The organism is Hamadaea flava, assembly GCF_024172085.1.
Classification (GTDB): domain Bacteria; phylum Actinomycetota; class Actinomycetes; order Mycobacteriales; family Micromonosporaceae; genus Hamadaea; species Hamadaea flava.
Window position 1 is genome coordinate 5,584,178 of record NZ_JAMZDZ010000001.1, and the last position, 25,720, is coordinate 5,609,897.

The 25,720-nt window shown below is 69.3% G+C and carries 20 protein-coding genes; 12 read left to right on the forward strand and 8 right to left on the reverse strand.

Going from position 1 to position 25,720, the window contains the following annotated elements; translation table 11 throughout:
• The first annotated feature begins 125 nt into the window (after positions 1–125).
• From HDA40_RS26290 to HDA40_RS26300, 3 genes are read left to right on the forward strand one after another with little or no spacing between them, the layout of a single operon-like run.
• Positions 126–302 (forward strand): MarR family transcriptional regulator, encoded by a 177-nt coding sequence (locus HDA40_RS26290; protein WP_253760284.1) that lies wholly within the window; start codon positions 126–128, stop codon positions 300–302.
• The gene (locus HDA40_RS26295) at positions 299–1,564 is read left to right on the forward strand and encodes an MFS transporter (RefSeq protein ID WP_253760286.1); all 1,266 of its coding nucleotides are present in this window, start codon (positions 299–301) and stop codon (positions 1,562–1,564) included. The genes HDA40_RS26290 and HDA40_RS26295 overlap by 4 nt, the downstream gene beginning before the upstream one ends.
• Before the next feature lie 22 nt (positions 1,565–1,586).
• Positions 1,587–2,324: a VOC family protein gene (locus HDA40_RS26300; RefSeq protein ID WP_253760288.1), complete on the forward strand. Its 738-nt coding sequence runs from the start codon at positions 1,587–1,589 to the stop codon at positions 2,322–2,324.
• Between the two features lie 31 nt (positions 2,325–2,355).
• On the opposite strand, the gene HDA40_RS26305 is transcribed toward HDA40_RS26300, so the two are convergent.
• The gene (locus HDA40_RS26305; RefSeq protein ID WP_253760291.1) at positions 2,356–2,637 is read right to left on the reverse strand and encodes an SCO0607 family lipoprotein; all 282 of its coding nucleotides are present in this window, start codon (positions 2,635–2,637) and stop codon (positions 2,356–2,358) included.
• A gap of 162 nt (positions 2,638–2,799) precedes the next feature.
• Here HDA40_RS26305 and HDA40_RS26310 point away from each other — a divergent pair, with 162 nt between their 5' ends.
• Together HDA40_RS26310 and HDA40_RS26315 are read left to right on the forward strand one after the other, a co-directional pair.
• Positions 2,800–3,168, forward strand: a complete 369-nt coding sequence (locus tag HDA40_RS26310; protein WP_253763823.1) for a helix-turn-helix transcriptional regulator — start codon at positions 2,800–2,802, stop codon at positions 3,166–3,168.
• 10 nt (positions 3,169–3,178) lie between these two features.
• Complete coding sequence (locus HDA40_RS26315; RefSeq protein WP_253760292.1) at positions 3,179–3,607, forward strand: VOC family protein; 429 nt, start codon at positions 3,179–3,181, stop codon at positions 3,605–3,607.
• Positions 3,608–3,669: 62 nt separating this feature from the next.
• On the opposite strand, the gene HDA40_RS26320 is transcribed toward HDA40_RS26315, so the two are convergent.
• A complete protein-coding gene (locus tag HDA40_RS26320; RefSeq protein WP_253760294.1) occupies positions 3,670–4,032 on the reverse strand; it encodes a cupin domain-containing protein in 363 nt (120 codons plus the stop codon).
• Positions 4,033–4,128: 96 nt separating this feature from the next.
• Positions 4,129–5,961, reverse strand: coding sequence for a serine/threonine protein kinase (locus HDA40_RS26325; RefSeq protein ID WP_253760296.1), 1,833 nt, complete (start codon positions 5,959–5,961; stop codon positions 4,129–4,131).
• Between the two features lie 109 nt (positions 5,962–6,070).
• On the opposite strand from HDA40_RS26325, the gene HDA40_RS26330 reads away from it, so the two are divergent.
• The 5 genes from HDA40_RS26330 (at position 6,071) to HDA40_RS26350 (ending at position 14,290) form a co-directional block, all read left to right on the forward strand.
• Complete coding sequence (locus tag HDA40_RS26330) at positions 6,071–7,246, forward strand: cytochrome P450 family protein (protein ID WP_253760299.1); 1,176 nt, start codon at positions 6,071–6,073, stop codon at positions 7,244–7,246.
• 99 nt (positions 7,247–7,345) lie between these two features.
• Positions 7,346–8,077 (forward strand): ArsR/SmtB family transcription factor, encoded by a 732-nt coding sequence (locus tag HDA40_RS26335; protein ID WP_253760301.1) that lies wholly within the window; start codon positions 7,346–7,348, stop codon positions 8,075–8,077.
• 39 nt (positions 8,078–8,116) lie between these two features.
• A complete protein-coding gene (locus HDA40_RS26340; protein ID WP_253760303.1) occupies positions 8,117–10,240 on the forward strand; it encodes an alpha-galactosidase in 2,124 nt (707 codons plus the stop codon).
• Positions 10,241–10,379: 139 nt separating this feature from the next.
• On the forward strand, positions 10,380–10,877 hold the full coding sequence (locus tag HDA40_RS26345) for an O-acetyl-ADP-ribose deacetylase (protein WP_253760306.1): 498 nt from the start codon (positions 10,380–10,382) through the stop codon (positions 10,875–10,877).
• A 269-nt stretch (positions 10,878–11,146) separates the two neighbouring features.
• Positions 11,147–14,290 (forward strand): GH92 family glycosyl hydrolase, encoded by a 3,144-nt coding sequence (locus HDA40_RS26350; RefSeq protein ID WP_253760308.1) that lies wholly within the window; start codon positions 11,147–11,149, stop codon positions 14,288–14,290.
• Between the two features lie 94 nt (positions 14,291–14,384).
• Here HDA40_RS26350 and HDA40_RS26355 read toward each other — a convergent pair whose 3' ends face one another.
• Complete coding sequence (locus HDA40_RS26355) at positions 14,385–15,326, reverse strand: ROK family protein (protein WP_253760310.1); 942 nt, start codon at positions 15,324–15,326, stop codon at positions 14,385–14,387.
• Positions 15,327–15,449: 123 nt separating this feature from the next.
• Between HDA40_RS26355 and HDA40_RS26360 the strand changes: the two genes are divergently transcribed.
• Positions 15,450–16,409 (forward strand): LacI family DNA-binding transcriptional regulator, encoded by a 960-nt coding sequence (locus HDA40_RS26360; protein ID WP_253763824.1) that lies wholly within the window; start codon positions 15,450–15,452, stop codon positions 16,407–16,409.
• Between the two features lie 80 nt (positions 16,410–16,489).
• On the opposite strand, the gene HDA40_RS26365 is transcribed toward HDA40_RS26360, so the two are convergent.
• Complete coding sequence (locus HDA40_RS26365) at positions 16,490–17,290, reverse strand: HAD family hydrolase (protein ID WP_253763825.1); 801 nt, start codon at positions 17,288–17,290, stop codon at positions 16,490–16,492.
• A 129-nt stretch (positions 17,291–17,419) separates the two neighbouring features.
• On the opposite strand from HDA40_RS26365, the gene HDA40_RS26370 reads away from it, so the two are divergent.
• Positions 17,420–18,229 (forward strand): SDR family oxidoreductase, encoded by an 810-nt coding sequence (locus HDA40_RS26370; RefSeq protein WP_253760313.1) that lies wholly within the window; start codon positions 17,420–17,422, stop codon positions 18,227–18,229.
• 66 nt (positions 18,230–18,295) lie between these two features.
• Here the strand turns inward: HDA40_RS26370 and HDA40_RS26375 are convergent, their stop codons facing one another.
• The 3 genes from HDA40_RS26375 to HDA40_RS26385 form a co-directional block, all read right to left on the reverse strand.
• Positions 18,296–21,226 (reverse strand): glycoside hydrolase family 48 protein, encoded by a 2,931-nt coding sequence (locus HDA40_RS26375; protein WP_253760315.1) that lies wholly within the window; start codon positions 21,224–21,226, stop codon positions 18,296–18,298.
• Between the two features lie 479 nt (positions 21,227–21,705).
• Positions 21,706–22,737 (reverse strand): LacI family DNA-binding transcriptional regulator, encoded by a 1,032-nt coding sequence (locus HDA40_RS26380; RefSeq protein WP_253760318.1) that lies wholly within the window; start codon positions 22,735–22,737, stop codon positions 21,706–21,708.
• On the reverse strand, positions 22,734–25,604 hold the full coding sequence (locus HDA40_RS26385; RefSeq protein ID WP_253760320.1) for a glycoside hydrolase family 3 protein: 2,871 nt from the start codon (positions 25,602–25,604) through the stop codon (positions 22,734–22,736). Before HDA40_RS26385 ends, HDA40_RS26380 begins: the two co-directional genes overlap by 4 nt.
• Positions 25,605–25,720: the final 116 nt, after the last annotated feature.

Sequence of the window (25,720 nt, forward strand, 5' to 3'; positions counted from 1 at the left end):
TGAGCTGGGCTTTCGTTGTGTCGGGGCGGACCGTCGGTATGCGCCCATCTTGAGAACCGCTGGCGTGATCGGCTCGCCATGACTAACTGTAACAGCACTTATATAAGTGCTGTTACAGTTAGCCCATGAGTGAAGAAGGGGATCTTCTCGAAGGCAGCATCTGGCGGCGGCCGATCGTGCTCGACGGCGGTGGGCCGCTGACGATCCAGGAGCTGGCCGACCGGGTGAAGGTCGCACACTCGGCGATGAGCCAGACCGTCACGGCGATGCGTCTCCATGACCACCTGCGGCTGGAACGATGAAAGCGCTGGTCGATATCGGACCGCTCCGCGAACAGCGGGCCTTCCGCCGACTGTGGCTTGGCGCCACCGCGTCCGGCTTCGGCAGCAACCTCACGACGTTCGCCGTCGCCTTCAGCGTCTGGGACTCCACGCACAACTCGTTCTATGTCGGTTTGATCGGCCTCTTCGCGGCGATCCCGCTGATCACGCTCGCACTCGTCGGCAGCGCCTTCATTGATCATCTTGACCGAGTGCGGCTCGCCCGGAGTACCACTCTCGGGCAGATCGCGACCAGCGTGCTCTTCGCCGCAGCGGCCGCCTTCGGGCAGGTCTGGGCGATGTTCGCGCTCACCGCCGTCGCTGCCGGGCTCTCCGCTGTCGGGTCACCGGCGCGCCGCGCCATCGTCACGCAGATGCTGCCCGCCGATCGGCTCGCGGCCGGCCTCGCCCTCAACCACCTGTCCTTCCAGCTGTCGATGCTGCTCGGTCCGGCCCTGGCCGGTGTGATCACGGCCGCGTGGGGGAGCGAGGTCTGCTTTCTCCTCGACGCGGCCACGTTTGTGGCGGCGCTGCTGGGGCTGCGTGGCCTGCCGCCGGCGGCGACGGCCCCCGATGGCCGGCCGGGGATGTCGGCCGTCTGGGAGGGGCTGCGATTCACGATCCGCACCCCGCTCGTACGGGGTGCGTTGCTGGCCGATCTGAGCGCGACTGTCCTGGCGATGCCCGTCGCCCTTTTCCCCGCCATCAACGAGGAGAAGTTCGGGGGTTCGCCGCGTGTGCTCGGACTCTTCCTGACCTCGGTCGCCGTGGGCGGCCTGATCGCGTCCATGCTCTCCGGCCTCGCAACGCGCGGTGCGCGTCCGGGAGCGATATTGCTTGTGTGTGGAGCGGTCTGGGGTGGCGCGCTCGCGCTGGTGGGAGTGGCCGATCACCTGGTGGTGGTACTCGCGTTGCTTGCGTTGGCCGGCGGCGCGGACACCTGGGCTGTGGTCTCGCGGGGAACCGTAGTCCAGGCATCCACTCCGGACGCTTATCGTGGTCGTGTCGCCTCGCTGGAGCACATCGTCGGCGTGGCCGGCCCCGAGTTGGGCGGCGTACGCGCGGGCGCGGTCGCGGCGCTCACCTCGGGTGGTGCGTCGCTACTGCTCGGCGGCCTTGCCTGCCTGGTCGGCATCGGCCTCATCGCACGGCTCAACCCGCAGTTGCGCACAGGTGTGCTTCCGCCGCCGCAGTCGGCCAACGCCGAGCGCCTTTCCTCCGCCGGTACGGCCGCAGCCCCATGATTTCCAGCTCTATGATCAGCACGTGCCGCTGCGACTTGTTCAGGTGAACTTCAAGGCTTGGGATGATTCGGCGCTTGGCCGGTTCTGGGCGGAAGCGTTCGGCTGGGGCCTTTCCAGCGAGGGACCGAGTGTGACCAACGTCGAACCCACAGGCTTCGTCTACCCGGACCCCGCCGGCATCGGCATCGATGTCGTCAGCGTTCCGGACCCCGAGAGCGTGAAGTACCGCGCGCACCTCGACCTCGCCACCACCTCGGCGGCCCAGCAGGCGGAGTTGGTCGCGCGGTTGACGGATCTCGGTGCGACGCCCGCCGATGTCGGCCAGGGTGATGTGCCATGGACGGTCCTGGCCGATCCGGAGGGCAACGTCTTCTGTGTGCTCGAGCCTCGGGAGATCTACCGGGACACCGGGCCGATCGCCGCGGTGGTCGTCCACTGCGCGAACCCACCGGCCTTGGCTCGGTTCTGGGGCGAGGCGATGGACTGGACCGTGCACGAGGTGACCGACGATTTCGCGCGGCTGCGTTCGGCCAAGGGTGTCGGCCCGTACCTGGAGTTCATCCGCGCACAGGGGCCGGAGGCCGTATGGAACCGCATGCACCTCGACCTGGCGCCGTACCCGGATGATGATCAAGCGGCCGAGGTGGCCCGGCTGCAGACCCTCGGCGCGACCTTCGCCGACGTCGGCCAGGGCGACGTCGTGTGGAACGTCCTCGCCGACCCGGAGGGCAACCAGTTCTGCGTCCTTACGGCGCGCTGACAGCGGGTGCTCCACGCCGCGGCCAGGCCGGTCAGGGGCTGACCTCGCGGCCGTTCTCGTCGAGCAGGTGATCCTGCCAGTACCGGTCCCACTCGTCGTCGACGTGCTTGGGCACCTTGCCCTCGGGGAACCGGACGTAGCCGGCCGGCGGCGATTGGCCGTCCTTCACGCAGGTCCGCCCGGTGGTGCTGTGCACTGCCGCGACCGCGTACTCGTCGGAGGGGCAGATCGCCTCTCGGAACGCACAGCCGCTCACCAGGAAGATTCCCGCCATGCTCGCCGCCGTCAGCGCGGCCGTGGATCGCTTACCCAAGATCTGGCGCCTCCCTCTCCGGTCCGGTCAGTCTCGTCGCCCCGACCACAGCACGCAAACGTCCGCGTACGCGGCGGCCGGCGCGTCGGATCGAGGTCGGCGTGCGATGCTGGACGGGTGAACCGGGAGGACCTCGTCCGGCTCCGGCGGGCGCGCGACCGGATGGACCGTGACTTCGCCGAGGCGCTCGACGTGCCCGCGCTCGCCCGGCAGGCGCTGATGTCGCCGGGTCATTTCGCGCGGAGCTTCCGGGCGGCGTTCGGGGAGACGCCCTACAGCTATCTGATGACCCGTCGGATCGAGCGGGCCAAGGCTTTGCTGCGGCGCGGGGATCTGAGCGTCACCGACGTCTGCTTCGCGGTCGGCTGTACCTCGCTCGGGTCGTTCAGCTCCCGGTTCACCGAGCTGGTCGGTGAGACGCCGAGCGCCTACCGGGCGCGGAAACACGAGGCGGTGGCGGCTATTCCGGCCTGCTTCACCAAGATGCGTACGCGGCCGAGCCGCACCGCCCGGACGGGGTCGTCAGCGTAACGTGACGGCCATGGACATCAAGGTTTCGCACTGCTTCATTCTGGTGGACGACCATGAGAAGGCCCTGGGCTTCTATCGTGACGTGCTCGGCTTCGAGGTCCGCAACGACGTCAGCTTCGAGGGCATGCGCTGGGTGACGGTCGTCCCGCCGAGTCAGCCGGAGCTGCAGATCACGATCGAGACCGTCGACTCCAATCCGGAGGCCTCGCCGGAGGACAAGGACAAGCAGGCGGACCTGCTCGCCAAGGGCATGCTGCGCGGGCTGGTCTTCACGACCGACGACGTCGACGCCGCCTTCGAGCACATCCGGGCGTCCGGTGCCGAGGTGCTGGAGGAGCCGACCGACCAGCCTTACGGCGTACGCGACTGTGCGTTCCGCGACCCGGCCGGGAACATGATCCGGCTGAACCAGCCTAAAAGGGCCGATCGGCTCAAGTAGGCCCGACCGGCCCGCGAAGAAGGCGTAGGCCCGTCGGCCCACGCCTTCCGTTCGTTCGACGATCAGCTCGGCTTGGCGTACGTCGCGATCTCGCCGAAGTCCAGGGCGATGCACGCCTCGTTGCCGATCACCTCGGCGTCATGGCCGGGCAGGACGAAAGCCACCTCACCCGGTGTCAGCTCCTGCTCGGAACCGTCCTTCATATGGACGACCATCCGGCCCTGCAACAGGTAGATGAGGTGCTGTACCTCGCATAACTCGGTACCAGCGAGCGGCTTGACGTTCTTCGACCACTTCCAGCCGGGTTCGAACGTCCCCCGTGCGACCGGCTTGCCCCCGAGCATCACGATGTCGGCCATCCCGTTGCCCTGGAAGGGCCGGGTCTCGTCGGGCTTCTCGAACGACTTCACTTCGATGGTGTTCATGCAGGTCACCCCCGTTCGATTTCTTCCAGCGTACGGCGGATTCCGGGGCGAAATCCGGCGATTGCCGGAGGCAACCGTTTTCCCGATTCGACCCCGTCACGGGGTGACGGTGGGTCCCGCGGAGGGGCTGCGGCTCGGGCTCTTCGAGACCTTCGGCGACGGCGACGAGCTGGGGCTGACCGACTGCGACGGCGAGGTCGTGACCGTCGGTCCCTCCCACAGGGTGAAATCGGTGAACATCACCGAGTACGCCGATTTGGCCGTCCCGAGCTGGTAGATCCCCATCGCCACCGAACCGGAGTCCAATTGTGACAGTGGCCGGGCGCCTTGCGGGCGGCCGTTGAGGGTCAGCGAGACGCGATCGGCGTCGACGACCATCTCGACGTTGATCGGCACGTTCACGGCCAGCGACGTCCCGGCCGGCTGCGGCCAGTCGTTGACCTTCACCGAGGTCCACTTCCCGCCCGGCTTGGCGGGCGGCCGGTAGTCGTACAGGGTCACCGAATCCGGGCACAACCTGATCGCGTACCCGCCGGTCTTGGGAGAGAAGCGGAACCACAACGCGGCGCAGGTCTTCGGCGTGCCCAGGGTGAGGCGGACGCCGACCGCGACGTCACGGGCGTCGCGGGGCGGATTGATGTGGCATTGCGCGACGCCGGTGTTCGTGGCGGCGGTGTAGCCCTCAGAGCTGAACTTGCACGCGGTGCTTTCCTGCCAGTACTGCGGGGCCGTGAGCGCGCTCGGCGGAATGATCTCGTACCAGCCGAGGGGTGCCTTGAGCTGGGGAAGCGGGTCGGCGGTGGGGGAGACGGTGGGCAACGGAGAATCCGCCACCGACACGACGGCCGACGGGGAGGGCGTGGGCGTGCTCGGGGTGTTGGCGTTCGCGTCGGTCTTCTTGAGCAGATAGCTGGAGAAGAACACGCCGCCGGCGGCGAGCAGCGCGACCGAGGCGAGCCCGGCGACGAGCACGAGCGACCGGCGTCGCCGCGTCGAGACGACCATCGGACCGGTGTCCTCGCCGTCGCCGAGGAGGCCGAGCGAGGTGGGCTCCATGGCCTGGGCGGCGGCGGCCGGACGGAGGACGTCCTTGGAGACGTGCGAGGTCGCGCCGAGCGAGACCAGTCGATCCAGCAGCTCACGAGCGGTCGGCCGGGCGGCCGGATCCTTCTGGAGGGTCTGCGCCACGACGTCGCGCAACGCCGCGCCCACGCCGTCGAGGTTCGGCTCCTCGGACAAGATCCGCACGGCGGTGGCGGCCGGGGTGTCACCGCCGAACGGGGTGTGCCCGGTCGCGGCGTAGACCATGACCGCGCCCCAGGCGAAGACGTCGGCGGCGGGGGAGATCGGCCGGTCCGTCGGCCCCAGCCGCTCCGGCGCGATGTACGGGATGGTGCCCATGACCTGGTCGGTCTGGGTGAGCTGGGTCCCGTCGGTGCTGGTCCGCGCCAGGCCGAAGTCGATCACCTTGACGCCGCCGCGAGGCAGCAGCACGTTGGCCGGTTTGAGGTCGCGGTGGATGACGCCGGAGTTGTGGATGGCGGTCAGCGCGGTCGCCATGCCGATGCCCAGCGAGTGCAGGGCGGCCCCGGACACCGGGCCGGACTCGCGGACGATCTCGGACAACGTCGGACCGTCGACGTACTCGACGACCAGGTAGGGCGGCTCGTGCTCGGGGTCGGCGTCGAGCACCTCGGCAGTGCAGAACGGCGGGACGTTCTTCGCCCGCTCCACTTCCCCACTGAACCGCGCCCGGAACTCGGGCTGATCGAGCAGGTGATCCTGGATGACCTTGAGCGCGACCTTCTGCCCGGTCGTCGACTCAGCCAGGAAGACCGTGCCCATCCCACCCTGGCCCAGACGCCCCAGCAGCTTGTATCCGGCGATTTCCACCACATCGCCCGGACGTAGCGCCTGAACGCCTGACATGTTCTTTCCTCCCCGCGAGACTGCGACAGCATGCCACTTGCGGCGGTCGGCGTAAATCACCCTTCAGGCACAGCCGACACATATTGTGTGCCGTGACACACTCGGGACTATGACATCGACGGCCGCCAACCCTCACGAAACCCTCGCCCACCTGCGGCAATCCAGTCCAGCCCACCAGATTCCCATCGGACCCACCGCAGTCGGCTGGCTGATCACGCGGTACGCCGACGTGAAGCGCGCGCTGAACGACCCACGACTGTCCAAGCAGGCATTGTCCCAGCGCACCAACGGCGGCTCCCCGTTCCCAGTCGACGTACGCAAGGCGATGAGCGAGCACATGCTCAACTTCGACCCGCCCGAGCACACCCGGCTGCGCCGCCTGGTCTCAGCGTCCTTCACCGCCCGCCGCGTGGAAGCGCTGCGACCGCGGATCGAACAGCTCACCGACGACCTGCTCGCCGGGCTCGACGGCCGCGACACCGTGGACCTCATCGACGACTTCGCTTTCCCGTTGCCGTTCACCGTCATCTGCGAGCTGATCGGCGTACCGGAGATCGACCGGGAGGCGTTCCGCGGCTGGTCGAACACCATGGTGGCCGGACCGGCGGCGCCGCCGGAACAGATGTATCAGGCGGTCGCGGCCACGGCGGACTACGTGGCGGACCTCATCGGCCGCAAGCGCGCCGAACCCGACGACGCGCTGCTCAGCAGCCTGATCCAGGCCAGCGACGCGGGTGCGGGACTGACCGCCGACGAGCTGAGCTCGGTGGTGTTCCTGCTCCTGCTGGCCGGGCACGAGACCACCGTCAACCTGATCGGCAACGCGGTCTACGTGCTGCTCCAGCGCCCGTCAATGGCCGCGGACCTGCGAGCGGACCCCACGCTGGTGCCGGACGCGATCGAAGAGATCCTGCGATACGAAAGCCCGGTGAAGTCCTCGACACTCCGGCTGACCACCGAACCCGTCACCTACGGCGACATCACGATCCCCGCCGACGAGATCGTCATCATCTCGCTGCTGTCGGCGAACCGCGACGGTGACGCGTTCATCGCCGCCGACGAATTCGACCCCACCCGGACCGACGCCGGCGGCCACGTCGCCTTCGGCCACGGCATCCACTACTGCCTCGGCGCCCCGCTCGCCCGGCTCGAAAGCCAGATCGCGGTGTCCGCGCTGCTCCGACGCTATCCCGAATTGCGTTCGGCGGTTCCGCTCGACGAGCTCGACTGGCGGCCGGGGATCCTCATGCACGGGGTCACTCGGTTGCCGGTAACGCTCCGCTGACCCCGCCGCCCCTCCCACCCTGCCACCGCCGCGCGGCGGGCGGCGGGTGGGCGAGGGGCAGGGGGCAACGGATCGGGGGGTCTGGGGCGTTCCCCTGGCATGGAGCTGCGTCTGTCTGCGGCGGATCTCGGCCGCGTCACCGTCGCGCAAGGGGCCGATCCCGAGCTGGAGTACCAGCTCAGCCTGAGGATGTTGCGCCGCCCGTCGTTGCCGTGCTTCGTCGACTGGCATGGCGAGATGGCGCAGCGGTTCCGGTATCGGGAGTTGACCGACCGCGCGGGGTATGAGCGCACCGCGATCGAGCCGTATTGGGATCGCATCGAGAAGTTCGTCGCGGCGGAGCGGGTTCGGCTCGGCCGCACGGTGCTCGACGGCGGCTTGGACGGCCTGCTCAGCACGCTGCATCCGGAGGTTCGCTGGGCACCGCCGTCGTTGCGGGTCACCGGGCCCGACGAAGTGGTGGCCGGCGAGGGCGGGTTGCTGGTGCAGCCGTCGGTCTTCGTCGGGCACCATCCGATGCTCGTGCGCCGCAAAGGACAGGCCGTCCTGGTCCAACCGGTGAGCTGTGAGCTGGAGGATCAGGCGGATGAGCAGCTCGGCGCGCTCATGGGGCGTACCCGGGCGAAGTTGGTCAAAATCCTGATGCTCGCGGGTGGTGCGACGACCACGCAGCTCGCGCGCCGCGCGGATCTGTCGCTGGCCGCGGTCAGCCAGCACGTCGCCGTGCTGCGGGCGGTCGGGCTCGTGGTCACCCAGAACGCCGGCCGCGAGCGGTGCCATCTACTCACGCCGGCGGGCGCGCGACTCGTCGAGCGTCCCGCCTGTTCCTGACTTGTACGCCGAGAGCAGGGCCCGGATATCCTCGCCGTCATGACCTTGGTGTGCCTGCGGGCGAACGACTCGGCGCTGGTGCTGGACGTGTCCGGCCCGAAGCTGCCGCGCGTGCTGCATTGGGGGGCCGACCCGGGATCGCTGGAGGGTTTCGCGCTCGCGACGCAGCCGTTCGCGTTGCAGGTCGACGAGCCGATGCCGATCACGTTGCTGCCCGCGCAGGCCGACGGCTGGCTGGGGCGGCCGGGGCTGGCCGGGCACCGCGACGGCACGTGGCCGTTCCAGCGGTTGACGCTGACCGGTGACCCTCAGGTCGAGGTCGACCCGGCCGGTGGCGGCCGGATCGTGGTCGAGTCCGCCGACGCGGCAGCCGGGATCCAAGTCGTCAGCGAGCTGTTGCTGAGCCCGCAAGGCGTTGTGCGAGTCCGGCATACGGTGACGAATTCGGGCGACGGCGTCTGGACACTCGACCGGCTCGAAGCACTGCTTCCGGTGCCGGGGCAGGCCCGGGAGCTGCTCGACTTCAGCGGCCGCTGGCCACGGGAGAAGCAGCCGCAGCGGTCGGAGTTCCAGCACGGCTCCCACGTACGTGAGAACCGCCGGGGGCATACCGGGCACGACGCGACGGGCCTGCTCATCGCGGGCACACCGGGCTTCGGCTTCCGGAGCGGCGAAGTCTGGGGCGTCCACATCGGATGGAGCGGCGACCACGTCCACGCCGCCGAACGGTTCGCCGAAGGCGTGAGCCTGCTCGGCGGCGGTGAACTGCTCCTGCCCGGGGAGGCACGTCTCGCGCCGGGAGAGGTGTACGCGAGTCCTTGGGCGTACTTCGTCTATTCGGCGGCCGGACTCGACGGGTTGAGCAGTGCTCTCCATCGGGAACTGCGCGCCCGGCCGAGCCATCCGCACAGTGCTCGTCCGGTCGTGTTGAACACCTGGGAGGCCGTCTACTTCGACCACCGGCTCGACCGGCTGACGGCGTTGGCCGACGTCGCGGCCCGGATCGGGGTGGAACGTTTCGTCCTGGACGACGGCTGGTTCCTCGGCCGCCGGGACGACAAAGCCGGCCTGGGCGACTGGTATGTCGACCCCGAGGTCTGGCCGAACGGTCTGCACCCTCTCGTCGACCACGTACGCGGGCTGGGGCTGCAAGTCGGGCTGTGGTTCGAGCCGGAGATGGTGAACCCGCGGTCCCGGCTGGCCGAGGAGCACCCCGACTGGGTCCTCGCCACCCCGGGTCGCTGGCCGGTGCTCGCCCGGAACCAGGTCGTCCTCGACGTCGCCCACCCCGACGCGTACGCGTACCTGCTCGACCGCATCTCGTCGCTGGTGACCGAGTACGGCATCGACTACATCAAGTGGGATCACAACCGGGACCTCGTCGAGGCCGTGCACGCCGGGCGAGCGGGCGTACGCGCTCAGACGCTGGCCGTCTACAGCCTGCTCGCCGAGGTACGCCGACGCCACCCGAAGCTGGAGATCGAGTCCTGCTCGGGCGGGGGCGCGCGGATCGACTTCGGGATCCTGGAGCACACCGACCGGGTCTGGACCTCCGACACCAACGACGCCCTGGAGCGCCAGGCGATCCAGCGCTGGACCGGTCTTCTGCTGCCGCCGGAGCTGATGGGGGCGCACATCGGCCCGCCGCACGCGCACACCACCGGCCGGTACGCCGACCTGCCGTTCCGGGCGGCCACCGCCCTCTTCGGCCACGCCGGCCTGGAGTGGGACCTGACCTCGCTCAGCGAGGCCGAGCTGGCGCAGCTGACCGCGTGGATCACGCTCTACAAGCGACTGCGGCCGCTGCTGCACACCGGCGACGTCGTCCGGGCCGACCATCCCGATCCGGCCGCCTGGCTGCACGGCGTCGTCGCGGCCGACGGCGCGCACGCGGTCTATTGCTACGCCCAGCTCACCGCGCCGCTCGACCTCGCGCCTCCGGCGCTGCGGCTGCCGGGCCTCGACCCCGCGCGGACGTACGAGGTCCGGGTACTACCCGAAGTCAGCGTGGAACTGGGCGGATCCGCCCGTAACCCGGCCTGGCGCGACGGCGTCACCGCCTCCGGAGCGATGCTCTCGACGGTCGGCCTGCGGGCTCCCCGCCTGAACCCCGCCGAGTCCCTAGTCCTAGAACTCCACCCCGTTGTTTCCCGCCGATCATGAACTAACGGTCGTGATCAACCGGTGTGTCGCGTCCGCAGCACCATGATCGACTCCCGGGCGTACTGATCGTCCTGCGGCGGGAGTGCGCGGGCGAGGGTGGCCCAGGGGGTGAGGGCGGTCGGGGTGGGAGAGTGGACGTATGCGGTACGACCTGGTCGAAGGTGACATCACCGAGCAGCATGTCGACGTGATCGTGAACGCCGCGAACTCCTCCCTCCTCGGTGGGGGAGGAGTGGATGGGGCGATCCATCGCAAGGGCGGGCCGGAGATCCTCGCCGAATGCCGGGCCCTGCGCGCCTCGAAGTACGGCCGCGGGCTGCCGACCGGGCAGGCGGTCGCGACCATCGCCGGGAGGTTGCCCGCCCGCTGGGTCGTCCACACGGTCGGGCCGGTCTACAGCTCTACGGAGGATAGGTCTGCCCTGTTGACCGCCTGCTACACGAACTCCCTGACGGTGGCGGACGGACTGGGCGCTCAAAGCATCGCGTTCCCGCTGATCTCGTCGGGCATCTACGGCTGGCCGCTGGAGGACGCCTTCCGCCGGGCGACCGCCGCCATCGAGGCCTTCGAGTCGCGGTCGCTCACCGCGGCGAGCCTGGTTCTCTTCGGCCCGGCCGCCCGCCTCCGCACCACCTAAGCCGACGCGCCCCCGCCTGAGCGCAGACCCGCCGAGCGCAGACCCGCCGAGCGCAGACCCGCCTGAGCGCAGACCCGCCTGAGCGCAGACCCGCCTGAGCGCAGACCCGCCGAGCGCAGACCCGCCGAGCGCAGAACTACCTGAGTCGTTGAAGAGAACCGCCTGAGCTGCAAACAAGGTGTCCGGCACGGTTCGGGCTATTGACATATGTCTTCGTAGGGACTTTTCTATCTCCATTCCATGACAACGTTGTCTGAAAGGAGTGGATCATGTCCCGCGGACCTCTCCCACGGCTCGGGCGTGCGTTCACAGCTTTCCTCGTCATCGCGGCCGGTGTCGCGTACGCGCCGACGTCGGCGCACGCGGCCGTCCTCAACCTCACGCAGTACGTCAACCCGTTCATCGGGACCGACGACAGCAACTCGCCCAACCCCGTCCCCGGCGGCGCCGGTGGCAGCACGGTCCCCGGCCCGGTGGCCCCGTTCGGGATGGTGCAGTTCAGCCCGGACACGCCTACCGCGTCCCCCTCCGGCTACCGGTTCTCCGACACCCAGATCCAGGAGTACGCCCTGACCCATTTCAACGGGGCGGGCTGCTCGAACAACGAGGACATCGGGATTCTCCCGATCACCGGCGCGATCGGCTCGTCGCCGGGGACCAACTGGACGGCGTACCAGGCGACTCAGGTCAAGGGTAGTGAGGTCGCGCAGGCCGGCTACTACAAGTCGGTGCTGTCCACCTACGGGAACACGCAGGTCGAGCTGTCCGCGACGAAGCGTACGGCGCTCATGCGGCTCACCTATCCGGCCACGACGTCGGCGCGCGTACTGCTGAACACGAGCAAGAGCGCGACCGGCAGCCGCAGCGGGTCGATCTCGATCAGCGGCGCGACCGTGAGCGGTTCGGTCACCGGCGGCGGCTTCTGCGGCTCGTCGAAGACCTACCAGATCTACTACTACGGTCAGTTCGACCGTACGCCCACGGCGGTGGGCACGTGGCTGGGCGGGACGGTGAGCGCGGGCTCCACCAGCACGAGCGGCACCAACTCGGGCGGCTACGTCACCTTCGACACGAGTACGAACGCCGCCGTGAACTTCAAGATCGGCATCTCCTTCGTCAGCGTCGCCAACGCGCAGGCCAACTTGACCGCGGAGCAGAGCGGCTTCGCCTTCGACACCGTACGCGCCAACGCCGACACCGAGTGGAACACGATCCTGAACCGGGTGCAGGCGACCGGTGGCAGCGCGACCGATCTGCAGAAGTTCTACACCGCCCTCTACCACGTGCTGATCAACCCGAACATCGCCAGCGACGTCAACGGGCAGTACCGCGGGTTCGACCAGGCGGTGCACACCTCCAGCCGCACGATCTACCAGAACTACTCGGGCTGGGACATCTACCGGTCGTGGGCCGCGTTGGTGGCGCTGATAGCGCCGGACGAGGCGGCCGACATCGCGAACTCGATGGTGATCGACGGCCAGCAGGGCGGGCTCATTCCGAAGTGGTCGCACAACAGCAACGAGCACTTCGTCATGACCGGCGACCCGGGGCCGGTGATCGTCTCCAGCCTGAACGCGTTCGGCGTGACGAACTTCGACACCGCGGCCGCGCTGACTCTGATGAACAGCAGCTCGAACGGTGGAACCATCCAGGGCGGCGCCATTCGCGGACGCCAGTCCGAGTACGCCAGCCAGCACTTCATCGACGAGGACTCCTCCGACTCCCTGGAGTACTCCGCGTCGGATTTCGCCGTGGCGCAGTTCGCCCAGCGGCAGGGCAACACCAGCCTCTACAACACCTACATCGCACGGGCGCAGTGGTGGGCCAACGTGTTCTCCACCGAGTCCGGCTACGTCCAGCGGCGCGATCCCGACGGCACCTGGACCTGGCCGCTCGACCCAGCCAGCAGCAGCAACTACACCGAGGGCAACGCCTCGCAGTACACCTGGATGGTCACCTACAACTTCGGCAGCCTGATCAACCTCATGGGCGGGCCGCAGACCGCGCGGCAGCGGCTCGACCACCACTTCACCCAGCTCAACGGCGGGCTGACCCAGCCGTACTTCTACATCGGCAACGAGCCTGAGCATGGTGTGCCGTGGGCGTACAACTGGGCGCAGTGGCCGGCCGGCGCCTCGTCGGTTGTCCGCCGTGTGATGAACGAGTCGTACACCACCGGCGCGGGTGGGCTGCCCGGCAACGAGGACCTCGGGGCCACCTCGGCCTGGTACGTGTGGGGCGCGCTCGGCATGTACCCGGCGACGCCGGGTGCGGACACGCTGGCGTTGCACGGGCCGCTGTTCCCGTCGATCCTCATCGACCGGCCGGTCGGCGACATCCAGATCAACGCCACGGGAGCGGGTCAGGGCTCGCCGTACGTGCAGAGCTTCAGTCGCAACGGCACCGCCCAGACCCGGAACTACCTGCGTTACCCGGACCTCGCGAGCGGCGCCACGCTCGCGTACACGATGGGAAGCAGTGCGAGTAGCTGGGGCACCGGTGCGGGTGACGTGCCGCCGAGCTTCAACGACGGCTGGGCCCCGCCCGCCGCGGCGCCGAGCCTGGGCACGAACCTGGCCCAGGGCAAGGTCGCGAGCGGTTCGACGAGCTGCAACTCCACCGAGACCGCGGACAAGGCGTTCGACGGGCAGCTCTCGGCGGCGAGCAAGTGGTGCTCCAGCGTGAGTGGTACGAAGACGCTCCAGGTCGACCTGGGGTCCGCGCAGAACGTCGGCGCGTTCGTGGTCAAGCACGCGGGTCTCGGCGGCGAGAACACCGGCTGGAACACCGGCGCGTTCACCATCTCGACCAGCACCGACAACAGCACTTGGACCCAGCGGGTCGCGGTCTCGGGTAACCGCTCCAGCCGCACCTACCACCCGATCGGCACCGTTTCCGCGCGATACGTGCGGCTCGACATCACCACACCCACGAACAACGGCAATGCGGCTGCGCGCATCGCTGAATTCGAGGTGTACGCCGGAAGTGGCGGACCGGTCAACCTAGCCCTCGGCAAGGCCGCGACCGCCGATTCGTCGTGTGCCACGACAGAGGGGCCGGAGAAGGCCGTCAACGGCTCGTGGACCGGCGGGAACAGTGACAAGTGGTGCTCGCTGGGCAGCAGCAAGTGGTGGCAGGTGGACCTGGGTTCGGCCCAGACCGTCTTGTCGTTGACGCTGCGGCACGCGGGCGCGGGCGGGGAGTCGGCGACGTGGAACACGCGTGACTTCACGATCCAGACGTCGACCGACGGGACGACCTGGACCACGCGGGCGACGGTCACCGGCAACACCGCCAACGTCAGCACTCATCCGATCACGCCGGTGTCGGCGAGGTACGTCCGGATCACCGTCCAGACCCCGGCCCAAGACACCAACACCGCAGCCCGCATCTACGAAATCGAGGTCTACTAACCCCCACCCCACCTCCCGTTGATCATGGAGTCAACCGTGGTCTCGACGGTGTGTCGGGACGGGACACTCCATGATCGACGGCGAGGGAGCGGGGCTAAGCGAGGCGGAGGGTGGAGGGGTAGCGCTCCGGATCGAAGGCGAGCGCGGCCGCGCCCACGAGGCCGGCCGCGTTCCCCAATTCCGCCGGGGCGACCGCGAGATCCCGCAGGAAACCGAGTTTGGCGTGTTCGGCGATGGCCTGGCGCAGCGGCGGGAGCAGCACGTCGGCGGCCCGGGACACGCCGCCGCCGACGACGGCCAGCGACAGGTCGGCGATGGCGGCAGCGGAGACGATCCCCGCCGCGACGGCGCGTCCGGCGCGCTCGAACGCCTGCGTCGCGACCTTGTCGCCGTCCCGGGCGGCGGCCGCGAGGTCCACAGCGGACTCCCCGGCCCAGCCCTGGCGGCGCGCCCAGGCGACCATGCTCGGCCCGCTGGCGATGCCCTCCACGCAGCCGCGGCCGCCACAGGGGCACGGGTCGCCGTCGAGGTCGACCACGGTGTGGCCGATGTGCCCGGCGTTGCCCGTACGCCCGCTGATCAGCCGGCCGTGCTGGATCAGCCCGCCGCCGACGCCGGTCGACACGACCAGGACGATCACGTCGTCCACCGATCGGGCGGCACCGCGCCAGTGCTCCCCGACGGCGGCGCACATCCCGTCGCCGGCCATGCGTACGGGGATGCCGGGGGCCAGTTCGGCGATGCGCGGGGCGAGCGGGAAGTCCCGCCAGCCGAGGATGTTGACCGGGCTCACGGTGGCCTCGACGAGGTCGAGCGGGCCGGCGGTGCCGATGCCGATGCCGACGACCGGCCGCCCCGACGCCTCGGCCAGCGTCTCGCGGATGAGCCCGGCGAGCGGCGCGAACACCGTTTCGGCGTCTCCCGGCAGGGTCGGTACGCTCCGCGCACCGAGCACCGTCCCGTCCGCGCTCACGAGCGAGGCCGCCATTTTGGTGCCGCCGATGTCGACGGCGAGGGCAAGAGCAGCACGGTCCATGGCGGGCAGGATAGCCCGAGCGACGTATGACAACGTTGTCAGCCCCGCGCACCGTTGTCGTGACGTAACCTCCTCACCGTGGCGGGGAGTCAGCGGGAGAAGCAGCGCGACGGGCGGCCCACGATGGTGGACGTGGCCAAACGCGCCGGGGTCAGCCTGAAGACCGTCTCCCGGGTGGTGAACGGGTCCCCGCAGGTGCAGCCGGAGCTGGCCGCGCGGGTCCAGGAGGCGATCGCCGAGCTGGGCTTCCGGCGTAACCACTTGGCGAGCGCGTTGCGTTCCGGGCAGCAGACCGCGACCGTCGGCCTGCTCATCGAGGAGATCGCCAATCCGTTCTACGCCACCATCGCGGGCGTCGTCGCCGAGACCGCCCGTGCGCACGACACCCTTCTGTTCACGGCCAGCTCCGAGGAAGACCCCGTACGCGAAGAGCTGCTGCTCCGCGATCTCTGCGCGCGCCGGGTCGACGGGCTGATCGTCGTGCCGGCCGGATACGACCACGGCTTCCTGCGGTCGGAGGCCGAACGGGGTCTCCCGGTGGTGTTCCTCGACCGGCCCGGGGGCGGTCTGGTCGCCGACACCGTCCTGCTGGACAACCGGGGCGGCACCCGGGCCGGGGTGGAGCGGCTCCTCGCCGGCGGCCACCGGCGAATCGCCGTGCTGCTGGACTCGGTCGGCGTCTACACCATGCGGGAACGCCTGGCCGGGGCGCAGGAGGCGCTGGCCGCTGCCGGTCTGCCCTACGATCCGGCGCTGGTTCGCGAAGGCGTCAAGGACCCGGACAGTGCGGCGGCGGTCGTGGCCGAACTGTCTGATGTGGATGCGTACGTGTGCCTCAACAACCGGATCACGGTCGGCGCGCTGCAAGAACTCGTACGCCGCGGCAGCGACGCCGAACTGCTCGGCTTCGACGACTTCGAACTGTCCTACCTGATGCCGCGCCGCTTCACCGTGATCGCGTACGACACTCGGGAGCTGGCCCGGCGGGCGGCGGAACTGCTGTTCGCCCGGATCGCCGGGGACAAGACGTGGCCGCGTACGGAGGTGCTGCCGACGCACCTCATCGAGCGCGGCCTCCGCTGAGGCCGCGCGGCGGATCATGGTTCCCGGTCGGATCTTGACCCAAGATTCGACCGCAGAACCCTGATCCAGCGCGAAGGGCTCTACGCCGGTGGGGCGTCCGCCAGGAGGGATTCGAGGATGACGGCCACGCCGTCGTCGTCGTTGGCCGGGGCGCGCAGTGACGTCGCGGCGAGCACCGCCGGATGGGCGTTGGCGACCGCGTACGCGGTCCCGGCCCAGGCCAGCATCGGCAGGTCGTTCGGCGCGTCGCCGAACGCGACCACCTCGTCGGCGGTGACGCCCCAGGTCTCGCAGAGGACCGCTAGCGTGGCGGCCTTCGAGACGCCTGCCGCTCCGATCTCCAGCGGCGCACGCTCGGCCGACCAGGTGCATTCGATCAGCTCGCCGATCGCCGGGCGCAGCCGCTCCCACGCGCGGTCGGGGTCCGAGTCGGGTAGCCACACCATCAGCTTCACGAACGGCTCGGTCAGCAGGTCGGCGACGCTTTCGACGGTTTCGCGCCGATAGTCGAGCGCCGGCTTGTACTGGTAGCCCGGCTCGAACAACACGCGCTCCCCGGTTTCCACGGCGAAGCCGGAGCCCGGGACGATCGTCGTGATCTCCTCGATCACCTTCCGCGCGATGTCCAGCGGGAGCGGGTGCAGGATCTCCGGCTCCTCACCCACCCGGTAGAGGTTCGAGCCGTTGCCGCAGATCGCCAGGTCGATCAGCGGCTCGCCGCCGAACAGCTCGTCGATCACGCGGGCCGGGCGGGCGGTCGCGGCCACCACGCGCGTTCCGGCCGCTCGGACTGCTCTCAGCGCCGCTTTGGTACGCGGAGAGAGCGTGACGTCGCTCCGCAGGAGCGTTCCGTCGAGATCGGTGGCGACGACCTTCGGCATGATCACGTCTTTCACCCTACTGGGTCTCCATCAGCATTCTTACATTGCGATGAATCGAATTCATCCGCGATGCTCGCTGGGCCTGTCACAGAGTGTGACGCTTCGACGCCGTACAGGGAGGGGGTGGCCATGCCACATCGCTGGCTGGTCACAGGATGTTCGAGCGGGGTGGGCCGGGCGTTGGCCGAGCGGCTCGTCGACGAGGGCGAGCAGGTGCTCGTCACCGCCAGGCGAACCGAGACCGTCGCGCGGTTCGAGGGCCGGCCCAACGCCGTCGTCGCGCCCTTGGACGTCCGCGACGAGGAGCAGTGCCGCGCCGCGATCGACCTGGCGGTCGACCGCTTCGGCGGACTGGACGTCCTGGTCAACAATGCCGGGTACGGCCAGTTCGGCGCGGTCGAGGAAGTCTCGGCCGAGCAGGTGCTGGCCCAGTTCGAGACCAACCTGTTCGGGCCGTGGCGGCTGCTGCGCCTGGCCCTGCCCCAGTGGCGGGCCCAGGGCGGCGGGCACGCCCTGTTCGTCTCCTCGACCGCCGGGTTCACGCCCTATCCGGGGCTGTCGGCGTACACGGCGAGCAAGTTCGCCTTGGAGGGCCTGGCCGAGTCGCTCGCCCAGGAAGCCACTCACCTGGGCGTACGCGTGACGATCCTGCAGCTGGGCGCGTTCGCCACCGGATACGGCCGGGCCATGATCCAGCCTTCGCTGCCGGTCGCGGCCTACGTTCCCGTCTACGGCGAGATGCGTACCGCCTTCGAACACTTCGAGCAGCTGCCGGGCCTGAACGATCCGACTCTGTTCGCCGAGACGGTGGTACGCGTCGTCCGCGAGCCGAATCCGCCGTTGCGCGTACCAGTGGGTCCTGATGCCCAGGCGCACCTGACCGCGGCGCTGGAGCAGCGAGCGAAGCAGCTGGCCGCGGCCGGTGAGGATTTCTTCTAGCCCACCGCGGAAATGGGGTGGCCCCGCGTCGCTTCGAGCGCAGCGACACGGGGCCGGGGGATAAGGTCAGCCGTTCGGGAACAGCGCGGCGTAGTCGGCGTATGCCATGGCGATGTCGCTCTGTGCCCAGAATCGGTGGTAGGTGAAGGTCGGCGCGGACCCGCCGTTCAGGTAGGACTGCACCGACGACCAGTTCGGGTCGTTCTTGTACCAGGAGCGGATGTCCAGGAACGACTTGCCCGACGCGATCGGGTCACCGTTGGCCATCGTCCCGGTCCAGCCGGACGGGATGTAGAGGCCCTGGTGGGTGGACGCGTTGTAGACGTCGTCGAACCGGTTGTAGTCCGACCGGGTCTCCGGTACGCCCACGCCCTTGCTGTCGCTGTTGGCGTACAGCGCGTCGATCAGCGCCTTGGCGGTGGTCTTCGCCGAGGCGTTGCCCGACTTGGCTGCGTAGTACATCAGCAGACGGGCGTAAGCGGCGGCCACACCCGCGTCCGAGCCACGCGAGGTGATCGTGACGTGGAGGTTGGTGTTCGCCGCCGGCGACGTCGGGTTCCACGTGTTGGGCGCGCCCGTCCACGACATGTCGGACGGGATCAGGAAGCTCGATCCGCTGACCGTCGTGTTCGCGATCGCCCACGTCGTCCACTTGTCCAGGATGGACTTCGCGGTCGCGTTGTTCGTCACGTAGTAGTACTCCGCCAGCCGCTCGAGCGACCAGGCCTGCATGCCGAACCACTGGTTCGACGGCGGGTCGTGGTAGACGGGCTGCTGGTCGTAGAACATGCCGTAGAACGTCGGGGTGCCGCTCGGCGGGGTGCCGTAGTTGCCGCCCCAGCTGTTCGTGGCGCCACCGGCGATCGCGCCCTCCGACGACTGGAGCCACTGGTAGAACTCCAGCTGCCGGGTGAGGCTGGTGGTCCAGTCCGCGTTCGCGGTCGGCGAGGTGGGCTTGAGGCCCGTGACGTTCGCCAGCGCGTACGCGGCCAGGGGGTTCTGGTAGCCGAAGTGGTTGAAGCTGGAGCCGATGCGCCACGACCACTGGTCGCTCATGCCGCCGCCCCAGGCGTAGTACCAGGAGAGCAGGTAGTGCTCGGAGTCCCGGCCGGTGCCCGCGGCACAGGTCGAGGCGCCGACGCAGTTCCCGATCTTCTTGAAGTACTTGTCGAACAGGGCGTACCGGAGGTAGTCGCCCATCTTGGCGGCCTTGGCCACCGTCGTGGCGACGTCCGCCTGCTTGCCCTGGGCGGTCGACCACTGCAGAGCCCAGTACGCCGCCTCGACGGCGCGGGCGTCCGCGTCCGGCGCGTTGGTGTACTTCCACTGCTTGGCCGGGGTGCCGCCGTTCTCCTTGATGAACAGGTCGAGGTAGCCATAGGTGCCACCCGCCGTGAAGTTCTCGCAGCTGGGCTGCGGAACCGTCTCCCAGACCGACTCCTGCGGTCCACGCTGGAAGGTGTTGATGTACGCCACCCGCGTGGTCTTGTCGCCGCAGCGCCCGTAGCCGTACTTGTTGTCGACGTCCAGCAGCCAGTGCATGCCGTAGATGTCAGACGTGCCGTAGGTGCTGGTCAGCTCGGACTTGAGCGGGTCGGTGCCGACCGGGACGCTGGGCTCCAGCGTCGATGGGTACTGGTCCGGGTAGTCGTGCTCCGCGGCGTACTGCGGGGTGCCGGAAGCGCCGGAGGTGGGCTGGTCGGCGTGGGACGGGATGATGTACTTCTCCATCGTCGCCCAGGCCTGGTTGAACGGGGTCCAGTTCTGCGACACCCGGCCGTACTGCGCCTCGAGCCAGAGCCAGAAGCTGAACGCCTCGGACGTGGTCTCGTGGCCGTAGTCCGGCGCCTCGACGATCAGCGTCTCGATCGAGTGGTAAGGCACACCCTCGGGCGAGAAGTAGCCGTTCGCGGAGTTCTTGATCTTGTTGTACTGCTCCAGGAACCGCTGGACGTAGACCGGCTGGTCGTTGTCCGACTCGGTCACGGCGACGGTCGCCGCGGTGTACCCGGTGGCGGTGGCGGAGATCGTCGCGGTGCCGTTGGCGTTGTCCGCGTCCTCGGCCGCCGCGATGGTGATGTTCTGGTTCGTCGACCAGTTCGACGTGGTGAACGTCAGGGTCGCGGGGGTGACCGTGACGTCGGTGTCGCCGGCGCTCCGGGCCACGGCGACCGTGACGCTGGACGTCGGCGCTGCCGACAGCTTCAGGCCGACCGTCGTCGAGGAGCCCTCGGTCACGGTGGCTGAGGCCGCGCTCGCCACGATCGAGGGGCCGGTGGCGGCGTCCACGATCACCGTGATCTGGGCCGTGGCCGTTCCGCCCTGGTTGTCGTACGCCTTCGCTTGGAAGGTGTAGGTGCCGACGGGTAGCGCCGTCACCGACCACGAGTACGGCGCGGTGGCGTCCGAGCCGAGCAGGCTGCCGTCCCGGTAGAACTCGACGTTGGCGACCGTGCCGGGCGAGGTGTCGCTCGCCGAGGCCGCGATCGTGAACGCCGCCGGGGCGGTGAAGTGCGTGTTGTTGGCCGGGCTGGTGATGCTCACCGTCGGCGGGGTGTTCGCCCCGGTGCAGGCCACGCCGTTGATCTTGAAGTCGGTCGGCTTGCCGTTCGTGCCGTACCAGTTGGCGTTGAACCCGATCGAGGTGGTGCCGTTGGTGGCGATGGCGCCGTTCCACGACAGGTTCGTCGCGGTGACCACCGAACCGGACTGCGACCAGTTGGCCGACCAGCCCTGGATGTTGTTCTGTCCGTTCGGGAAGGTGAACTGCAACGACCAGGAACTCCAGGCGTCGCCGAGGTTGCGCAGGGTCACGCTGGCGGTGAACCCGCCCTGGTTGTTGCCACCGTTCCAGTCGCTGGTCGAGTAGTCGACCTGACAGGAGACGGCGGCGTGGGCGGGTGCCGCGCCGGCGACGATGCCGGCGGCGGCCAGGACGGCCGACACGGCGAGCGCCAGGATGCGCCTGAGCCGGGTGCGGCGGGGGGTGAGCTTCATGCGTACTCCTCGCGGGGGATGTGGCGTGCAGACCGCCGGGATGATGCAGGGGCCGGCGCTGGGCGGCGCCGGCCCCTTGGGCGGAATGCGTCTTATCCGGTGGAGCGGGTGGAGCCGGGTTCGGTGAAACGGGCGGATCCGTGGTGGCCGGACAGGCAAAAATCGGCCGCGATGTGAGATGCCCGGTCAGGGCTTCGCAGAATGTGGTTCTCGGGCATTACGATGTCTCCTGTCCGTGGAGCCGTGCGGCATGCGTCGTGCGGGGGACACCGGGGCGGATGTGGGCGCATCCGCCCCGCCGCATGTTCGCAGGCAGGCACGGTGTATTCACTTCTGGGAGCGCTCCCATATCGGCATAGGGAACTCCGTTGTGTTAGAGATTTAACCCTCTGGTCGGCCAGTTGTGAAGACCCTGTTACCCCAGGTCCACAATGGACTTAAAAGTTGGCACACTCCACTGACGAAGCTGACGCAGTAGATCAGTGAGTAATCGCGCCGGTCGACGAGCGTACGGTCAGGTTCGGCGCCAGCAGTGTCACGTTAGGAACGACCACACCGTCCAACTTGGCCATCAGAAGCTCGACCGCCCGCCGGCCCACCTCGGAGGCCGGGATCGGAACCGACGTCAATGCCGGGGTGGCCCGCTCGGCGATCTCGTCGGGGCAGATGGCGACGACCGAGACGTCGTCGGGAACGCGCCGGTCGAGTTCCCGCAGCGCGGTCAGGACATGATCGACGGCCGCCTCGTTGTGCACGATCAGGCCGGTCGCGTGGGGCACCGAGCGCAGCGCTTCCAGGGCGGCGGCGTACGTCGGCTCGCAGGGACGGGCGACGGCAGTGACCCCTGCGGTCTTGGCCGCCTCCATCACGCCGTCGCGCGTACGCCGGGCGAAGCCGGTGTCGCGGTCGTAGACCACCTGCGGTGCGCCGAGCAGGGCGATCTCCCGATGGCCGAGGGCGGCCAGGTGCTGCACGCACGCCGCCCCGGCCGCGGAGAAGTCGAGGTCGACACAGGTCAGCCCCTCGGCCGAGGCCGGCAACCCGATGAGCACGCTGGGGCGGTCGAGTTCGAGCAGGGTCGGCACCCGGGGATCGTGCGTCTCGACGTCCATCAGGATCAGCCCGTCGACGAGGGCGCTGCCCGCGATCCGGCGTACGCCCGCCGCGCCTTCGTCGGCGGTCAGCAGCAGCACGTCGTGCTCGACGGAGCGAGCGCCGGTCAGCACCGACATCGCGAACTGCATCAGGATCGGCAGGTGCATGCCCGGCCGCAGCGGCAGGGCCAGGGCGATGACGTTGGCCTTGTTGCTGGCCAGTGACCGGGCTCCGGCATGGGGATGGAAGCCCAGCGTACGGATGCTGGCCATGACCCGGGCGCGGGTGGTGGCCGAGATCGTGCGCTTGCCGCTGAGCACATAGGACACCGTGCTCGCCGCGACTCCGGCGTGCTTGGCGACGTCGGTGATGGTCACGACGTTGCCACGGGTACGCCCGGAGGAGGTGGTGGTCATCGGGCGAACACCAGTTCCTCGACGGTCGTGCCGACCGAGCCGTAGACGAGATAGAGGTCGTGCACGCCGTCCACGCTAGCGCTCGGCACCCGCTGCCCGGGAACCACCTTCGCCAACTCCGGCCCGGAGAACGGATCGTCGACGCGCACCGACACCGCACCGCCGTGACCGCGGATCTGCGTCGTGCGTACCCCGGAGAGATCGACGCCCTGGAAGCACAGCCAGGCGCCGTCCTCAACGGACTTGACCCCGTCGGCCGCGAGCGCGATGCCGCTGTACTCGTCGTTGTCGGCGGCCCGAACCGGCTGGTCCACGGCGCGGCGCGTGCCGATGACCGTGCCCCGGACGGCGAGCGTCGCGGTGAGCCGGATGTCGGAGCTGGAGCGGCCCACCATGAGCTTGTGCCGGGCGGCCTCGACAACGAGGCGGCCGGTGGTGACGTCCCAGAAGGCCAGGTCGTCGATGCTGACCGGCAGGCTGACCTCGCGCGACTCTCCAGGGTGGAGGGTGAACTTGGTGAACGCCCGGAGCTGTCGAAGCGGCTGCTTGACCCGGGACCGCTGCTGGTGCGAGTAGAGCTGGACGACCTCGGTGCCGGGCCGCGAACCGGTGTTGGTGACGGTGAACGTGGCGGTCACCGTCTCCCCGGCGGCGGCGCCGACTGACTGCACACCGAACGCACTCCCGGCCGCTCGCGCAAGCGCTCCCGGCAGCGGCTCGGTCGAGCCCTCCCCGGCGGATAGCCGCAGGCCCGTGTATTCGAAGGTGGTGTACGACAGACCGTGGCCGAACGGGTACAGCGGGGTGCCCCGGTAGTAGAGGTAGGTCGCGTCGTTGGCGACGATGTCGTAGTCGAAGATGTCCGGCAGCTCGCAGGCGCTGCGGTACCAGGTCTGCGGCAGCCGGCCGCCCGGGTCGGCCGCGCCGGTCAGCACGTCGGCGACGGCCCGGCCCAGCTCCTGCCCGCCATGCGAGCTCCACAGCACCGCCGGGAGGTGCACCTCGGCCCAGCCGACCGCGTACGGGTAGCTGCTGACGAGCAGCAGCGCGGTCGAGGCGTTGGCCGCGTACACCTCGCGCAGCAGGTTCTCCTGCGCCGGGGGCAGCGCCAGGTCCGCGCGGTCCTCGGTCTCCCGGCCGTTGATCAGCGGGTGGTTGCCCAGCACGACGACCGCGGCGTCGGCGCTCGCGGCCGCGGCGGCGGCTTGGGCCGCGCCGTCGACCAGCAGCTCGACCTCGAATGGCACCGGCTGCGCGCCGAGGGTCAGGTCGGCCTGCAGACCGCCCAGTTCCTCGTTGCCCGGCGACGCATGATGACGGATCAGGACTGTGCCGTCGACCTGCTCGTCGAGCCGGAACATCTCCCGCACCGTCCACTCCGACGGGCCGTCCGAACTCGCGTCCAGCGTGCCCTTCGCGCCGCTACGCGCGATGTCCGCGGTCGGCCCGCCCACCGGGCCGTCGGCCTCCGCGCTGGTGTTGACCCGCACGAACCGCCCGGTCGCGGTCGAGCGCAAGGTCACGACTCCCTGGCCCCAGTCGAAGATGTCGTACGCACAAGGCACGTCGTCGAGGCGCGCCCCGGATTCGTCGACGTGCAGGTAACGGCCGTCCTTCTTGAGCGCGATGCGGTCGACGCCTTCCGCGAAGACGACCGTCGGGAACGCGTCGGCCAGCCCGGTCCGGACGGTCACGGCGTAGGGGAGCGTGCCGCTGTACCAGTCGGTGTGGTTGCGGTCGGCCAGCGGCCCGATGACGGCCACCGTCTTGTGCCGGGCCGGGTCGAGCGGCAGCAGCTTGCACTCCGACTTCAGCAGCACGATCGACTGCCGGGCGGTCTCCAGCGCCAGTTCCTGGTGCTCGGCGGAGTTGATGACGTCGGCGGTGATCTGGGCATACGGGTTGTCCGCGGGCTCGTCGAACTCGCCGAGGCGGAACCGGACGGTCAGCGCGCGCTTGACCGCCTGGTCGACGTCGGACTCGTCGAGCAGCCCGCGCCGCATCGCCTCCCGCAGCCGGTCGATCGTGATGTGCGATTCGGCGTTCTGGTCGGTGAAGCTGTCGATGCCGGCCCGGACGGCCGCCCCGTGGCTCGTCGGATGATCCGGGAAGTACGCCTGCTGCGCCGGGTCGGCGAGGTTGTTCGGCGCGTACGCGTCCGACACGACGAAGACCTCGTCGGAGGTCCAGGTACGCAGGTCGTCGTTGATGTGCGGGGTGACGTGCGCCGGGATGCCGTTCACGAGGTTGTAGGAGGCCATCACCGCGACGGCCGCCCCCGACGCGATCGCGCGCCGGTACGCCGGCAGCTCGTACTCCCGCAGCACGCGCGGGGTCAGGTTGCTGGAACTGAGGCAGCGGTCGGTCTCGTTGTTGTAGCCGAGGAAGTGCTTCAACGTCGGGGCCGTCTTCAGGAACCGGGGATGGTCGCCGCGCAACCCCCAGGCGTACGCCTCACCCAGCACCGCTGTCAGGAACGCGTCCTCGCTGTAGCCCTCCTCGTTGCGCCCCCAACGCGGGTCGCGCAGCGGATTGACGACCGGCGCCCACACGTTGAGGCCGCACCGGGTCGGGTCCTTGTGGTGCAGACCGCGTACCTCGTCCCCGGTCGCGTCGCCCACCTTGGTGACCAGCTCGGGGTCCCAGGTCGCGCCGAGGCCGACCGCCTGGGGGAAGACCGTCGCCTCACCGAGCCAGGCCAGGCCGTGCAGCGCCTCGGTGCCGGTGGTGAACCGCCCGACGCCCAGCCGCTCGATCGCGGGCTGGTGCTGGTGGAGCAGGGCCAGCTTCTCTTCCAGCGTGAGCTGCCCGAGCAGGCTTTCGACGCGGCGCCGCAGCGGGACCGTGGGATCGCGGAAGTCGGTCATCGGGGGTCACCCTCCGTCGTGTGGGCGGGTTGTCGAAGCGCTTCAACAGAACGCGTTGTTTACGGTCGAAGCGCTTCGACGACTACGCCGAGGGGTTGATGTCAGATGTGTTTCGG

Coding starts and splice junctions, on each gene's coding strand:
- HDA40_RS26325 (WP_253760296.1), bottom strand. CDS start 5,961: ATGTCAGGCGTTCAGGCGCTACGTCCGGGCGATGTGGTGGAAATCGCC.
- HDA40_RS26310 (WP_253763823.1), top strand. CDS start 2,800: ATGGACCGTGACTTCGCCGAGGCGCTCGACGTGCCCGCGCTCGCCCGG.
- HDA40_RS26355 (WP_253760310.1), bottom strand. CDS start 15,326: ATGGACCGTGCTGCTCTTGCCCTCGCCGTCGACATCGGCGGCACCAAA.
- HDA40_RS26340 (WP_253760303.1), top strand. CDS start 8,117: ATGACCTTGGTGTGCCTGCGGGCGAACGACTCGGCGCTGGTGCTGGAC.
- HDA40_RS26290 (WP_253760284.1), top strand. CDS start 126: ATGAGTGAAGAAGGGGATCTTCTCGAAGGCAGCATCTGGCGGCGGCCG.
- HDA40_RS26360 (WP_253763824.1), top strand. CDS start 15,450: ATGGTGGACGTGGCCAAACGCGCCGGGGTCAGCCTGAAGACCGTCTCC.
- HDA40_RS26365 (WP_253763825.1), bottom strand. CDS start 17,290: ATGCCGAAGGTCGTCGCCACCGATCTCGACGGAACGCTCCTGCGGAGC.
- HDA40_RS26295 (WP_253760286.1), top strand. CDS start 299: ATGAAAGCGCTGGTCGATATCGGACCGCTCCGCGAACAGCGGGCCTTC.
- HDA40_RS26385 (WP_253760320.1), bottom strand. CDS start 25,604: ATGACCGACTTCCGCGATCCCACGGTCCCGCTGCGGCGCCGCGTCGAA.
- HDA40_RS26345 (WP_253760306.1), top strand. CDS start 10,380: ATGCGGTACGACCTGGTCGAAGGTGACATCACCGAGCAGCATGTCGAC.
- HDA40_RS26315 (WP_253760292.1), top strand. CDS start 3,179: ATGGACATCAAGGTTTCGCACTGCTTCATTCTGGTGGACGACCATGAG.
- HDA40_RS26330 (WP_253760299.1), top strand. CDS start 6,071: ATGACATCGACGGCCGCCAACCCTCACGAAACCCTCGCCCACCTGCGG.
- HDA40_RS26320 (WP_253760294.1), bottom strand. CDS start 4,032: ATGAACACCATCGAAGTGAAGTCGTTCGAGAAGCCCGACGAGACCCGG.
- HDA40_RS26380 (WP_253760318.1), bottom strand. CDS start 22,737: ATGACCACCACCTCCTCCGGGCGTACCCGTGGCAACGTCGTGACCATC.
- HDA40_RS26335 (WP_253760301.1), top strand. CDS start 7,346: ATGGAGCTGCGTCTGTCTGCGGCGGATCTCGGCCGCGTCACCGTCGCG.
- HDA40_RS26370 (WP_253760313.1), top strand. CDS start 17,420: ATGCCACATCGCTGGCTGGTCACAGGATGTTCGAGCGGGGTGGGCCGG.
- HDA40_RS26375 (WP_253760315.1), bottom strand. CDS start 21,226: ATGAAGCTCACCCCCCGCCGCACCCGGCTCAGGCGCATCCTGGCGCTC.
- HDA40_RS26350 (WP_253760308.1), top strand. CDS start 11,147: ATGTCCCGCGGACCTCTCCCACGGCTCGGGCGTGCGTTCACAGCTTTC.